Source organism: Streptomyces sp. YS-3 (assembly GCF_045257485.1).
Classification (GTDB): Bacteria; Actinomycetota; Actinomycetes; order Streptomycetales; family Streptomycetaceae; genus Streptomyces.
Genome location: NZ_JBJHPC010000024.1, coordinates 1 through 13,823 on the forward strand (window position 1 = coordinate 1; position 13,823 = coordinate 13,823).

General features: G+C 72.7%; 11 protein-coding genes. 7 read left to right on the forward strand and 4 right to left on the reverse strand.

Annotated features, from left to right (window positions below; all coding sequences use genetic code 11):
* Positions 1–4 precede the first annotated feature (4 nt).
* Entirely contained in the window at positions 5–463 is a 459-nt protein-coding gene (locus ACJA3G_RS04255; protein WP_406551530.1) for an ATP-binding protein, read from the forward strand.
* A 45-nt stretch (positions 464–508) separates the two neighbouring features.
* Here ACJA3G_RS04255 and ACJA3G_RS04260 read toward each other — a convergent pair whose 3' ends face one another.
* Both ACJA3G_RS04260 and ACJA3G_RS04265 read right to left on the reverse strand, forming a co-directional pair.
* Positions 509–1,567, reverse strand: coding sequence for a DUF2637 domain-containing protein (locus ACJA3G_RS04260; protein ID WP_406551504.1), 1,059 nt, complete (start codon positions 1,565–1,567; stop codon positions 509–511).
* Between the two features lie 193 nt (positions 1,568–1,760).
* Positions 1,761–2,597, reverse strand: coding sequence for a (2Fe-2S)-binding protein (locus ACJA3G_RS04265; protein WP_406551505.1), 837 nt, complete (start codon positions 2,595–2,597; stop codon positions 1,761–1,763).
* A 125-nt stretch (positions 2,598–2,722) separates the two neighbouring features.
* Between ACJA3G_RS04265 and ACJA3G_RS04270 the strand changes: the two genes are divergently transcribed.
* Entirely contained in the window at positions 2,723–3,571 is an 849-nt protein-coding gene (locus ACJA3G_RS04270) for a GntR family transcriptional regulator (protein WP_406551506.1), read from the forward strand.
* 403 nt (positions 3,572–3,974) lie between these two features.
* Here the strand turns inward: ACJA3G_RS04270 and ACJA3G_RS04275 are convergent, their stop codons facing one another.
* Positions 3,975–4,769 (reverse strand): hypothetical protein, encoded by a 795-nt coding sequence (locus tag ACJA3G_RS04275; protein ID WP_406551507.1) that lies wholly within the window; start codon positions 4,767–4,769, stop codon positions 3,975–3,977.
* A gap of 192 nt (positions 4,770–4,961) precedes the next feature.
* On the reverse strand, positions 4,962–6,638 hold the full coding sequence (locus ACJA3G_RS04280; RefSeq protein WP_406551508.1) for a PucR family transcriptional regulator: 1,677 nt from the start codon (positions 6,636–6,638) through the stop codon (positions 4,962–4,964).
* A gap of 259 nt (positions 6,639–6,897) precedes the next feature.
* Between ACJA3G_RS04280 and ACJA3G_RS04285 the strand changes: the two genes are divergently transcribed.
* The 5 genes from ACJA3G_RS04285 to ACJA3G_RS04305 all read left to right on the forward strand — a co-directional run bounded on the left by ACJA3G_RS04285 (position 6,898) and on the right by ACJA3G_RS04305 (position 13,790).
* On the forward strand, positions 6,898–7,788 hold the full coding sequence (locus tag ACJA3G_RS04285) for an FAD binding domain-containing protein (protein ID WP_406551509.1): 891 nt from the start codon (positions 6,898–6,900) through the stop codon (positions 7,786–7,788).
* A 2-nt stretch (positions 7,789–7,790) separates the two neighbouring features.
* A complete protein-coding gene (locus ACJA3G_RS04290; protein ID WP_406551510.1) occupies positions 7,791–8,384 on the forward strand; it encodes a (2Fe-2S)-binding protein in 594 nt (197 codons plus the stop codon).
* Between the two features lie 5 nt (positions 8,385–8,389).
* The gene (locus ACJA3G_RS04295; protein WP_406551511.1) at positions 8,390–10,783 is read left to right on the forward strand and encodes a xanthine dehydrogenase family protein molybdopterin-binding subunit; all 2,394 of its coding nucleotides are present in this window, start codon (positions 8,390–8,392) and stop codon (positions 10,781–10,783) included.
* Positions 10,784–11,129: 346 nt separating this feature from the next.
* Complete coding sequence (locus ACJA3G_RS04300) at positions 11,130–12,587, forward strand: NCS2 family permease (RefSeq protein ID WP_406551512.1); 1,458 nt, start codon at positions 11,130–11,132, stop codon at positions 12,585–12,587.
* A gap of 60 nt (positions 12,588–12,647) precedes the next feature.
* Entirely contained in the window at positions 12,648–13,790 is a 1,143-nt protein-coding gene (locus ACJA3G_RS04305; protein WP_406551513.1) for an XdhC family protein, read from the forward strand.
* Positions 13,791–13,823 lie beyond the last annotated feature (33 nt).

A 13,823-nucleotide genomic window follows, 5' to 3' on the forward strand; every position in this document is an offset into this window, starting at 1 on the left:
GGCTATGACTGAGCGTCAGGGAGGGGGCGGGCCCGAGACGAGCGGGGCGTTCCGTGGCACCGGTGCGCGTGCGCTGCTCCAGGGGCAGCTGCGGCGCAGAGTGGGGCGGTCCGACCTCACAGCGGTGGCGGAAGTCCGGCGCGCGCTGCGGGAGTTGCTGGGGCACTGGAAGCACACGGGGCCGGTCGAGGTGGCCGAACTGCTCACCTGCGAGCTGGTGACCAACGCGCTCATACACACCGATCAGGGAGCGGTGGTGACGGCCACGGTGGCTCCGGCGGGACTCCGCGTCGAGGTGCACGACTTCACCCCGGAGCTCCCCGATCCGTACGTACCGTCCACCGACGACGGTACGCACGGCAGGGGCCTGCTCCTCGTGCAGGCGCTCGCGGACGCCTGGGGCGTACGGATGCACGAGGCGGGCAAGGTGGTCTGGTTCGAGCTCGGCAACGGGACGGCGTGAGGCCGCTCGGCCCACCGGCTTCCGGCTGGACCGGGCGGCCCGCGCTCAGCCGAACTGCTGCTCCAGATCCTTGAGTTTGCGCTCCAGGTGATCCAGGCGCGGCAGCGTCTGGGTGTCGTCCTCGGCCGTGAGGTCGACGGTGCGGGGCGCCGTCGCGGACTCAGTTCCGTCGACGGCCTGAAGGGAGGGCCGGTTGCGAAGAGGCAGCTGTCCCGGCTCGGATATGGCGGGCTCCGCGACGGCCTTCGGCTGACCGGAGGCGCCGGCGGTCATGGAGGGGACCTCGATCCGACGGCCGCCCGGCCGCACCCGGCTCATGTTCCGGCCCTGCCGGCTGAGCGCCTTGAGGTGGGCGCGCTCCAGCTTCTCCTGCTCGCGCCGGCGCAGCCGGTTCTGCTCCTTGGCGCGCCGGTCCTCGCGTACCTCCTCGACCGCCTCGTCCAGCGTCCGCACCCCTTCGAGGAGCATCAGCGACCAGGCGCCGAAGGTCTCCCGGGGGGCCCTCAGCCACCGGACGATCCGGATCTGCGGCAGCGGGCGGGGCACCAGGCCCTGTTCGCGCAGCGCCGCCCGCCGGGTCTGCTTCAGCGCGCGGTCGAAGAGCACCGCCGCCGAGAGCGACATCCCGGCGAAGAACTGCGGGGCGCCCGCGTGGGCCATGCCGCGCGGCGCGTGCACCCAGTTGAACCAGGCCGCCGCGCCCGCGAACGTCCACACCAGCAGCCGTGAGCCGAGCGCCGCGTCGCCGTGGCTGGCCTCGCGCACCGCCAGCACCGAGCAGAACATCGCGGCGCCGTCGAGGCCGAAGGGTACGAGGTACTCCCAGCCGTCCGTCAGGCTGAGGTTCTGCCGGCCGAAGCCGACCAGCCCGTGGAAGGAGAGCGCGGCGGCGACGGCCGCGCAGCAGAACAGCAGCCCATAGGAGGCGGTGCCGTACACGGCTTCCTTGCGGCGCCGGCGCTCCTCGCTGCGTTCCCAGGTGTCGTCGGACGTGCTCCCGCTCGCGCGCCTGCCGCGCGCGAGGACGACCAGCGCCACGACGACCCCCACGATCATCACGCCGCCCGGAAGCAGCCAGTCCAGATGTATGTCGGTCAGTCGCATGCGGTGTCCCTTTAATCACGTAAGACGTTCCGGGCGCCATAGTGCTCCTGCGGCGCGCGGACGCAGGCGTTTTCGGGGGAACAGGCCGTCATTGACGGCCGGTGGCATACGGATAGGTGCGATCTGCTCGAACTGGGTTCGCCATATGACGAGTTGAGTTCGAATTCGACTCACCCGGACGAGTGGCGTGGGTTCAGGACGCGGCGCTCAGCTTGGCCACCCGGTCGGCGTCGCAGGTACGCGGACAGGTGACGCAGGTGTCCTCGGGGCGCAGCGTGTAGAAGAGGCAGCAGCTCGCCCGGTCGCGGGTGGGCAGCGGCTCACCGGCCGGCCCGGTCAGCTCGCGGAAGCCCGCGGCGCCCACGTACGGCTTGGTCGAGCCGGGCAGCAGCCGCTCCAGCTCGGTCATCGCCCGGCGCTCCTCGCCGAGCAGGGCCGCCACGTACCACAGGCCCTCGATGACCTCGTCGGTCGCCATGCCCCACAGCGCCCGCCGGCCGCGCCGCATCCGGGGCCCGAAACCGTCGAGCACCGGGCCCAGATGCCCGGCGACGGCCGCGCGGACCTCGGCGCGCAGCGCCTCCTCGTCCGGGACGACCCGCGCCCCGGGCAGCGCCGCCGCCGGGTCCCCGGGCAGACACGCGAACTCCCGCACCCGCACGGTCAGCCGCCCCAGGGTGCGCTGGAAGGACACGTCCTCGACGGGCACCCGCGGCACCCGGCGGTGCAGGAACCACGGCACCGTGATCAGCAGACAGGCGGGCCAGGCGTAGCGGTGGAAGCCGAAGGAGGCGATGACGTCGGGGCGGGCCCGCTGCCCGTAGTCGCGCAGGACCTGCGCGTCGTCCCAGCCGAGGAAGGCGTCCAGGGCGTCCCCGCCGGAGGCGAGCTGGTCCGCGCCGACCCAGCCGGGGGAGCGGGGCGCCCGCTCGCCGTCCGCGAGCTCCTGGACCCGGATGCCGGGGTAGACGTCGGCGAGGCGTGCGTAGGACGCGGCCAGGGGGCTCGCGAGCAGCGTCGGCACAGTCATGCAGGGACCACCGAATCACGATCGTTGGCAGGTAAGGCTTACCTTAGCGGATGTGCGCGATGTTTGAACTGTCGCTTTGTCCGCCTATGGTGCTGGGGGAATACCGAGCGGTAGGAGGGCGTGGGGTGGAGCGGGGCAGAGCGCGCGAGGCGGCGGTGCCGCCGTCCGGGGCTGCCCGTGTGCCCGCGCAGACCCGGGTGGAGGGCGACCCGTTCGAAGCGTCCGTACGAGAGGCCTCGGCTGTACGAGAGGCCTCGGCTGTACGGGAGCCCTCGGCTGTACGGGAGGGTTCCGCCGTACGGGAGGGCTCCGCACGCGGTGAGCACACGCACAGCGAGCCGCCCGCGCCCCGGGTCCGCCGGCACTCCGTGCGCGGCCAGATCCTGGAGGCGCTGCGGGCCGCGCTGGTCGACGGCGAGCTGGTGCCGGGCGAGGTGTACTCGGCGGTGGTGCTCGGCGAGCGCTTCGGCGTCTCGGCCACCCCGGTCCGTGAGGCGATGCAGCGCCTGGCCTCCGAGGGCGCCGTCGAGGTCGTCCCCAACCGCGGCTTCCGGGTCACCGCGCGCACGCCGGGCGAGCTGGCCGAGCTGGCCGAGGTCCGCGCCCTGATCGAGGTGCCGGTGATGCTGCGGCTGGCCAGGACCGTGCCCGCCGCGCGCTGGGCCGAGCTGCGGCCCCTGGCGGAGGCGACCACACAGGCGGCGGCGGTCGGCGACCGGGCGGGTTACGCCGAGTCGGACCGCGCCTTCCACCGGGCGGTCCTGGCGCTCGCCGGGAACCGGCAGCTGCTCCAGGTGGCGGAGGATCTGCACCGGCGCTCGCAGTGGCCGCTGACGGCGGCGCCGGTCGCGCGCCGGGCGGAGCTGGTGGCGGACGCGGCCGAGCATCTGGCGCTGCTGGACGCGCTGACCGCGCAGGACCTGGCCGTGGTGCAGGCGCTGGTGCGGGAGCATTTCACGGGGTCCGCACTCTGACGCTGGGCGCGTGTCGCTGTGCGGCGGGTGCGGGTTCGTCGTGGCTGGTCGCGCAGTTCCCCGCGCCCCTCAGGTAGCCCGCCGCAGCCGGAGAACTCGGCTCAGCCACAGACCTCCTGGGGGCGCGGGGAACTGCGCGAGCAAGCCCGTACGGTCCGCAGACGAACGGGGGTTTTCAGGGGCGCGGGGAACCGCGCGACCAGCCCTCGCCGGCCCGCGGACGGACAGCGCGCGTCTCAGGTAGCCCGCCGCAGCCGGAAAACCCGGTTCAGCCACAGACCTCCTGGGGGCGCGGGGAACTGCGCGAGCAAGCCCGCACGGTCCGCAGACGAACGAGGGTTTTCAGGGGCGCGGGGAACCGCGCGCCCAGCCCCCGCCGGCCCGCGGAGGAACAGCGCGCGTCTCAGGTCGTCGCCGGGGACGGGGCCAAGTGGGTCGCCAGCCAGGTGGGGACCCCGCCCAGGAGCCGGAACAGCCGCGCCGCCTCCGTGCGCAGCCGTGCCGCCTCCGGCTCCGGCTCGGCCTCGGCCAGGGCGGCGAGCGCCGGGGCCGTACCGACCAGGTAGCCCAGCTCCTCCCGGATCCGCAGCGACTCCGCGAAGCCGTGTCTCGCCTCCGCCAACTCCCCGTCCCGCAGGGCGAGTCCGGCCAGATGACGCCAGGTGAAGGAGAGCAGCAGGGTGTCCCCGTGCGCGGTGGCGCCCGCGTGCGCGCGGCGGTAGGCGGCGCGGGCCGCCTGCGGCGCGTCCGCCACGTTCTCCGCGAGCAGCCCCCGGCGGAAGTCGAGCAGGGCCCGGCCCCGCGCCGCCGGGGCGATCAGCGCGGCGGCCCGGCCCAGCGCCGAGCGGGCCTCGTCGGCGCGGTCGCGCACCCCGAGCAGCGTCGAGGCGTACGCCAGCTGGCCGCGTTCGCACGCCGCCGCGCCGCGCTCCTCGTCGTCCCCGGCCACCGCCTCCGCGCCGCGCAGGGCCTCCTCGGCCTCGGCCCAGCCGTCCCCGGTGTACAGGCACCGCTCGGTGAGCAGCGCGGCCCGCTGGAGCGCGGCGCCGGGCTCCGCGCCGTATGGTTCGAGCAGGGCGGCGGCGTCCGTCCAGCAGCCGCGCGAGCGCAGCCGCCATACCGCGGTCTGGAGCGGATGGAGTGGATCGAGCGGATCGAGCGGATCCCCGTTCTCCGCAGTCGTTCCGGAATCAGACATGGCGGAGTACGCCACGTTGCCCTCCCCGAGCGCGCCATCGAGCCGTTGAGTCCGAGCTGTTGAGCCGTGTGGCGAATCTCAGCACGGATTGGCACGCCGGGCCAAGGGCCACGCGTGAATTCCTTCACAAACGGCGAATTGCGGTACGCCGCGGTGGTGTTCCGGATCCGCCCCGCCGCCCGCGCGCCCCCCTCAGCTCATCCGCAGGGCCAGGAAGAAGTCCAGCTTGTCCTCCAGGCGCGAAAGGTCACGCCCCGTCAGTTGCTCGATCCGGCCCACCCGGTAGCGCAAGGTGTTGACGTGCAGATGCAGGCGCGTGGCGCAGCGGGTCCAGGAGCCGTCGCAGTCGAGGAACGCCTCCAGGGTCGGGATGAGCTCGGCCCGGTGGCGGCGGTCGTAGTCGCGCAGCGGGTCCAGCAGGCGGGCCGTGAAGGCGCGGCGCACGTCGTCCGGGACGAACGGCAGCAGCAGGACGTGCGAGGCCAGCTCGTGGTGGCCGGCCGCGCAGACCCGTCCCGGGCGGGCCGCGGCGACCCGGCGGGCGTGCCGGGCCTCCTCCAGGGCGCCGCGCAGTCCCTCGGCCGAGTGCACCGCGGCGCTGACACCCAGTGTCAGGCGGCCGTCGTCGGCGAGCCCCGCCGAGAGCGGCGCCTGCACCGCCGCGAGCAGCGCGTCCGCGTGCAGCCCGGCCTCGATGCCCTCCGGACCGACCGCGGGCAGCGGCACCAGCGCGATGGCCTCGTCGCCCACGTGGGCGACCGCGATCCGGTCCGAGGAGTCGGAGCCCGCCACGGCCGGGTCGACCAGGACCTCCTCCAGCAGGGCCTGGGCGACCGGGCCGCCCGCGACCTCCGCGGCGGTGGCCGCCGTCTGGCTCCAGTCGACGCGGGCCACGATGACCTGCCAGTGCGGCGCGGAGCCGAGGCCCGGCAGCAGCACCGGGGCGGCGACCCGCAGCCGGGCCGCGATCTCCGCGGGCGCGGCCCCGGTCTGCACCAGCTCCAGGACCTCCTGGGCGAGCCGGCGGCGTACCGTACGGGCCGCGTCGCGGCGGTCGCGCTCCACGGCGATCAGCTGGGTGACGCCCTGGAGCAGGTCGAGCCGGGCGGCGGGCCAGTCGGCCGCGTCGGCCTCCACCGCCAGCAGCCAGTCCGACAGGACCGTCTCGCGCACGTCACGGGCGGCGGGCGCCGCGCCGCGCCCGCTGTGGCGGATGGGGAAGAGCGAGTACGTGGTGCCCTGGACCACGGCCCGGTGCGGGCCCCGGCGGCCGGTGCGGGTCGCGCCGAGGTGTTCACCCGCCAGAGTGGCGGCGACGGCCGGGTCGAGCGGTTCGCCCGCGCCCGCGATCCGGCGGCCGGTGGGGGAGAGCACCCAGGCCCGCAGATCGAGGTCGGAGCCGAGCAGGTCCAGGACGACCTCCGGGCCGCCGCCCGCGGGCCCCGAGGTCATCAGCCGCCGGTGCCGGTCGACCACGGCCGCCAGGTCCCCGGCCCGCTCACCGGAGACCTGGCGCACCACGTGCTCGGTGATGGTGGCGAAGGCCACCGACTCGTTCACCGCGAACAGCGGCAGCCGGTGCTGTGCACACGCACGGATCAGGTCATCCGGGATCGCGCCCAGCTCGGCCTCGCCGGCCGCCAGGCCCACCACCCCGGCCCCGGCCAGGATGCGGACGAATGGCTCGGAATCGTCGGCGTCGCGGCGCCAGGCGAGGCCGGTGAGGACCAGCTCGCCGCCGGAGAGATAACGGCTGGGATCACGCAGGTCAGTGGTCATCACCCCGCGTACGGTGCGGTCCAGCTCGTCGTCGCCGCCGAGCAGCCGCAGCCCCAGCGCGTCGGTCTCCAGAAGTGCGCGCAGCCGCATCGCGTGTCGCCGCCGATCTGTCTTGTTGTTGCCGGTGGAAAGCGGTGGGGTTACTGAGCACCGCCTTTCATACGAATCTACAAGACGTAGATGGAGACCAGCCAACTCCTTCATGGTTTCGGTGACTGCACCCGGCGGAGTGAGGCTTGTGTACTGGGGCCACACAGCGTGAACAGCACATGAACGACTTCATCAGCCAAGGGCCGGCCGTCCCCGGGACCCGCGCGAACGACCCCGATTGAGAAGAAGAGAGCCACTCATGGACTTCCTTCGCCCCGCCAGCTGGGAGGAGGCGCTCGCCGCCAAGGCCGAGCACCCCACGGCTGTGCCCATTGCGGGTGGCACCGATGTGATGGTCGAGATCAACTTCGACCACCGCCGGCCCGAGTACCTTCTGGACCTGAACCGCATCGAGCTGCTGCGCGCGTGGGAGACCGGCGAGGAGACCGTACGGCTCGGCGCGTCCGTGTCGTACACCCAGATCATGGAGAACCTGCGCGCCGAGCTGCCGGGGCTGGCGCTCGCCTCGCACACCGTCGCCTCCCCGCAGATCCGCAACCGCGGCGGCGTCGGCGGCAACCTCGGCACCGCCTCCCCGGCCGGTGACGCCCACCCGGCGCTGCTCGCCGCGGGCGCCGAGGTCGAGGTCGAGTCGGTCCGCGGCTCGCGGCTGATCCCGATCGACGACTTCTACACCGGTGTGAAGCGCAACGCGATGGCGCCGGACGAGCTCATCAAGACCGTCCACATCAAGAAGGCGGACGGCCCCCAGCAGTACTCCAAGGTCGGCACCCGCAACGCGATGGTCATCGCGGTCTGCGCCTTCGGCCTGGCCCTGCACCCCGAGACCCGGACGGTCCGCACCGGCATCGGCTCCGCCGCCCCCACCCCGGTCCGGGCGAAGACCGCGGAGGAGTTCCTGAACGCCGCGCTCGACGAGGGCGGCTTCTGGGAGAGCGGCAAGATCATCACCCCCTCGATCGCCAAGCAGTTCGCGGAGCTCGCCGCCGCCTCCTGCAATCCGATCGACGACGTACGAGGCACGGCCAGGTACCGCCGGCACGCCGTGGGCATCATGGCCCGCCGCACGCTCGGCTGGACCTGGGAGCAGTACCGCGGCACCGGCCGCTCGCTTGAAGGAGCTGCATAACCATGCGCGTCAATTTCACGGTCAACGGCCGCCAGCACGAAGCCGACGACGTCTGGGAGGGCGAGAGCCTTCTCTACGTCCTGCGCGAGCGCATGGGTCTTCCCGGTTCGAAGAACGCCTGCGAACAGGGCGAATGCGGCTCCTGCACGGTCCGTCTGGACGGCGTGCCGGTCTGTTCCTGTCTGGTCGCGGCCGGTCAGGTCGAGGGCCGCGAGGTCATCACGGTCGAGGGCCTGGCGGACTACGCCAAGCACCGCCAGGAGGCCCACCCGGGCGGCGCCTGCCCCTCCGGCTCCTGCGGCACCTCCGTCGACGCCGCCCAGCGCTGGCAGGCCAAGCCCGCCGACGGCCGCAGCAGCGAGACCGGCGAGCTCTCCCCGGTCCAGCAGGCGTTCATCGACGCCGGCGCCGTCCAGTGCGGCTTCTGCACCCCGGGTCTGCTGGTGGCCGCCGACGAGCTCCTGGAGCGCAACCCCTCCCCGTCCGACCAGGACATCCGCGAGGCCCTCTCCGGCAACCTCTGCCGCTGCACCGGTTACGAGAAGATCCTCGACGCGGTCCGCCTCGCGACCGCCCGTCAGGAAGAGGCGGTCTGACGATCATGGCCACCACTGGTACTCCCACCAACATCACCCAGGGTTCCAAGACCAAGGGCGGCATCGGCGAGTCGACGCTGCGCCCGGACGGCACCCTCAAGGTCACCGGTGAGTTCGCGTACTCCTCGGACATGTGGCACGAGGACATGCTCTGGGGTCAGACCCTGCGCTCCCCGGTCGCCCACGCCGAGATCCGGTCCATCGACATCTCCGAGGCCCTGGCGATGCCCGGCGTCTACGCCGTGCTGACCTACGACGACCTGCCGGCCGAGATGAAGCACTACGGCCTGGAGATCCAGGACACCCCGGTCCTGGCCCACGGCAAGGTCCGCCACCACGGCGAGCCGGTGGCGCTGGTCGCCGCCGACCACCCGGAGACCGCGCGCCGCGCCGCCGCCAAGATCAAGGTGGACTACGCCGAGCTGCCGGTCATCACCGACGAGGCGTCCGCGACCGCCCCCGACGCGATCCTGGTCCACGAGGGCCGCGACGACCACCACATCGGGCACGTGCCGCACCCCAACATCGTGCACCGCCAGCCGATCGTGCGCGGAGACGCCGACGAGGCCGCCCGGCGCGCGGATGTCATCGTCAGGGGCGAGTACACCTTCGGCATGCAGGACCAGGCCTTCCTCGGCCCGGAGTCCGGCCTCGCGGTGCCCTCCGAGGACGGCGGCGTCGAGCTGTACGTGGCCACCCAGTGGCTCCACTCCGACCTTCGGCAGATCGCCCCCGTCCTCGGCCTGCCCGAGGAGAAGGTCCGGATGACGCTCTCCGGCGTCGGCGGCGCCTTCGGCGGTCGCGAGGACATCTCGATGCAGATCCACGCCTGTCTGCTGGCGCTGCGCACCGGCAAGCCGGTCAAGATCGTCTACAACCGGTTCGAGTCCTTCTTCGGCCACGTCCACCGCCACCCGGCGAAGCTCTACTACGAGCACGGCGCCACCAAGGACGGCAAGCTCACGCACATGAAGTGCAAGATCGTCCTGGACGGCGGCGCGTACGCGTCGGCCTCCCCGGCGGTCGTCGGCAACGCCTCCTCGCTGAGCGTCGGCCCGTATGTGATCGACGACGTCGACATCGAGGCCATCGCGCTCTACACCAACAACCCGCCCTGCGGCGCCATGCGCGGCTTCGGCGCGGTCCAGGCCTGCTTCGCGTACGAGGCCCAGATGGACAAGCTGGCGGCGAAGCTGGGCATCGACCCGGTGGAGTTCCGGCAGCTGAACGCCATGGAGCAGGGCACGATCATGCCGACCGGACAGCCGGTCGACTCCCCGGCCCCGGTCGCCGAGCTGCTGCGCCGCGTCAAGGCCCGTCCGCTGCCCCCCGAGCAGCAGTGGGCGACGGCGGGCGAGCAGGCCGACGTCCGCGCGCTGCCCGGCGGCCTGTCCAACACCACGCACGGCGAGGGCGTCGTACGGGGCGTGGGCTACGCGGTCGGCATCAAGAACGTCGGCTTCTCCGAGGGCTTCGACGACTACTCCACCGCCAAGGTGCGCATGGAGGTCGTCGGCGGCGAGCCGGTCGCCACCGTGCACACCGCGATGGCGGAGGTCGGCCAGGGCGGTGTCACCGTCCACGCGCAGATCGCCCGCACCGAGCTCGGCGTCGCCCAGGTGACCATCCACCCGGCCGACACCCAGGTCGGCTCCGCCGGCTCCACCTCGGCATCGCGCCAGACGTACGTCACCGGCGGCGCGGTCAAGAACACCTGCGAGCACGTCCGCGAGGCCGTCCTGGAGATCGGCCGCCGCAAGTTCGGCTCGTACCACCCGGCCTGGGCGACCGCCGAGCTCCTCCTGGAGGGCGGCAAGGTCGTCACCGACGGCGGCGAGGTCCTTGCGGACCTCGTGGACGTCCTGGAGGACGAGGCGGTGGAGCTGGAGCTGGAGTGGCGCCACCGCCCCACCGAGGCGTTCGACCTGCGTACCGGCCAGGGCCACGGCCACGTCCAGTACTCGTTCGCCGCGCACCGCGCGGTCGTCGAGGTGGACACCGAGCTCGGCCTCGTCAAGGTCGTCGAGCTGGCGGTCGCCCAGGACGTCGGCAAGGCGCTCAACCCGCTGTCCGTCGTCGGCCAGATCCAGGGCGGCACCACCCAGGGCCTGGGCGTGGCGGTCATGGAGGAGATCATCGTCGACCCGAAGACCGCGAAGGTGCGCAACCCCTCCTTCACGGACTACCTCATCCCCACGATCCTCGACACGCCGACGATCCCGGTCGACGTGCTCGAACTCGCCGACGAGCACGCCCCGTACGGGCTGCGCGGCATCGGCGAGGCCCCGACCCTGTCGTCCACCCCGGCCGTCCTCGCGGCGATCCGGAACGCGACGGGTCTGGAGCTGAACAGGACCCCGGTACGCCCCGAGCACCTCACGGGCACTGAGTCGTCCTGACCCCCCGGACCCTCCGGGCGGTGCGTGCCCGGGAACGTCACACTCCCCGCCGCCCGCACCGCCCGGAGCCCGGAAGTACCGCACCGCTCACGGTCCTTCACCGGCACCATCCGCACCACCAGCAGCAACACCCGTACCACCGGCATCACCAGGCAGTACCCGGATGACCAGCACCAACCCCGCACTGCGGTACCGGCAGGAACCGGTACCCCCGCAGCCGCGGAAACGTTCGTCTCGGGCCGTCCCCCGGGTCGTGCAGCCCACGCACCATCCCAAATCCCGCAGCTTGTCCGACGGAGATCTCCGTCCGATGCGGGTGCCCCTGTGAACCTTGGGAGTAGGCACCATGACCCAGCAGTCTGTGGAGCCGAAGACCACCGCCGAGGAGGCGGGCCCCGGCTCGCGCGTCCCCGCCGGCAGGTCTTGGCTCGACCGGTACTTTCACATAACGGACAGAGGATCCACGGTCGCGCAGGAGGTGCGCGGCGGCATCACCACCTTCATGGCGATGTGCTACATCCTCCTGCTCAACCCGCTGATCCTCTCGACGCCCGACGTCGACAAGCACACGCTGGGCCATGCGGGCCTGGTGACGGCCACCGCCTTCGCGGCGGCGGCCAGCACGCTGCTGATGGGCTTCATCGGCAAGGTCCCGCTCGCGCTGGCCGCCGGACTGAACGTCTCCGCGGCCCTGACCACCCAGGTGGTCCCCAACATGACCTGGCCGCAGGCCATGGGCATGTGCGTCATGTACGGCGTGGTCATCATGCTGCTGGTCGTCACCGGCCTCCGCGAGATGATCATGAACGCCATCCCGCTGCCGCTCAAGCACGCGATCACCATGGGCATCGGCATGTTCGTCGCCCTGCTCGGCCTGGTGAAGGCCGGATTCGTGGGCAAGGGCCAGGGCGGCCCCGTCACCCTCGGCGCCACGGGCGAGCTGGTCGGCTGGCCGGTCTTCTTCTTCGCGGTGACCCTGCTCCTGATCTTCGCCCTCCAGGCGCGCAACATCCCCGGCGCGATCCTGATCGGCATCGTGACCGGCACGGTCCTCTCGCTCGTGGTCACCAAGGTCGCCGGCCTGAACGACAAGGACTGGGGCGGCCTCGCCCCGGGCCTGGACGGCAGCGCGGTCGCCAAGCCCGACTTCGGACTCTTCGGCGACGTGGAGTTCGGCGGCTGGGACCAGATGGGCGCCATCGGCGTCGGCATGATCGTCTTCACCCTGGTGCTGGCCGGCTTCTTCGACGCGATGGCCACCATCATCGGCGTCGGCCAGGAGGCCAAGCTCGCCGACGACCAGGGCCGGATGCCGGGCCTGTCCAAGGCGCTGTTCATCGACGGGGCGGGCGGCGCGATCGGCGGTGTCTCCGGCGCCTCCGGCCAGACCGTCTTCATCGAGTCCGCGACCGGCGCCGGCGAGGGGGCCCGCACCGGCCTCTCCTCGGTCGTCACCGGCCTCTTCTTCGCGGCCTGCCTCTTCTTCACCCCGCTCACCCAGTTGGTCCCGGCCCAGGTGGCCGCCGCCGCCCTGGTCGTGATCGGCTCGATGATGATGAGCGCGGCGCGGCACGTGGACTGGAACGACCGCTCGGTGTCGATCCCGGTCTTCCTCACCGTGGCCCTGATGCCGTTCACGTACAACATCACCGCCGGTGTCGGCGCCGGTGTCATCTCCTACACCGTCATCAAGGCGGCGCAGGGCAAGTGGCGGGAGATCGGCGGGTTCATGTGGGCCCTGTCCGGCATCTTCCTCGTCTACTTCGCGCTCAGCCCGATCGAGAACTGGCTGGGCGTCAAGTAGGCCACGACCGGGGCGTACGACCGGACGCCCTCCACCATCCGCTCGTTAAGGAGACCGAACATGCTGGACATCGCCGAGGAGCTGAACCGGTGGGTCGAGCAGGGCCGTGACTTCGCCGTCGCCACCGTGGTGGCGGTCGGCGGCAGCGCGCCACGCCAGCCGGGCGCGGCGCTCGCCGTCGACGGCGAGGGCACGGCGATCGGTTCGGTCTCCGGCGGATGCGTGGAGGGCGCGGTCTACGACCTGTGCCGGCAGGCCCTGGCGGACGGCGAACCCGTCCTCGAACGCTTCGGCTACAGCGACGAGGACGCCTTCGCCGTCGGCCTGACCTGCGGCGGGATCATCGACATCCTGGTGACGCCGGTGCCGGCCGGCTCCCCGTCGCGGGCGGTGTTCGCCACCGCCCTGGAGGCCGCGGCGCGCGACGAGGCCGCGGCGCTCGCGCGCGTCACCGACGGCCCGTCCGAACTGGTGGGCCGCCCGCTTCTCGTACGGCCCGACGGTACGTACGAGGGCGCCCTCGGCGGCCACCCCGAGCTGGACCGGGCGGTGGCGGACGAGGCGCGGGCCATGCTGGACGCGGGCCGCACCGGCACCCTCGTCCTGGGCGCCGACGGACGGCTGTGCGGCCGGCCGGTCACGGTCCTGGTCGAGTCGAGCGTCCCGCCCCCGCGCATGATCGTCTTCGGTGCGATCGACTTCGCGTCGGCGCTGGTCCGTGTGGGGAAGTTCCTCGGCTACCGGGTCACGGTGTGCGACGCGCGCCCCGTGTTCGCCACGGCCGTCCGCTTCCCGGACGCGGACGAGATCGTGGTGGAGTGGCCGCACCGCTATCTGGCGTCGACCGAGGTCGACTCCCGTACGGTGCTGTGCGTCCTCACCCACGACGCCAAGTTCGACGTCCCGCTCCTCGAACTGGCGCTGCGGCTGCCCGTGGCGTACGTGGGCGCGATGGGTTCACGCCGTACGCACGAGGACCGCAACGCTCGGCTGCGGGAGGTGGGCGTGACGGAGCTGGAGCTCGCCCGGCTGCGCTCGCCGATCGGCCTCGACCTCGGCGCGCGTACCCCGGAGGAGACGGCGCTGTCCATCGCGGCGGAGATCGTGGCGAGCCGGCGCGGGGGGAGCGGGGTGTCGCTGACGGGTGCGCACACCCCGATCCACCACGACGGCCCGGAGGGACGGATACGTTCGGCGGCCTAGCCTTCCCGGCCCCGCCCTGCCCTGCCCCTTCCG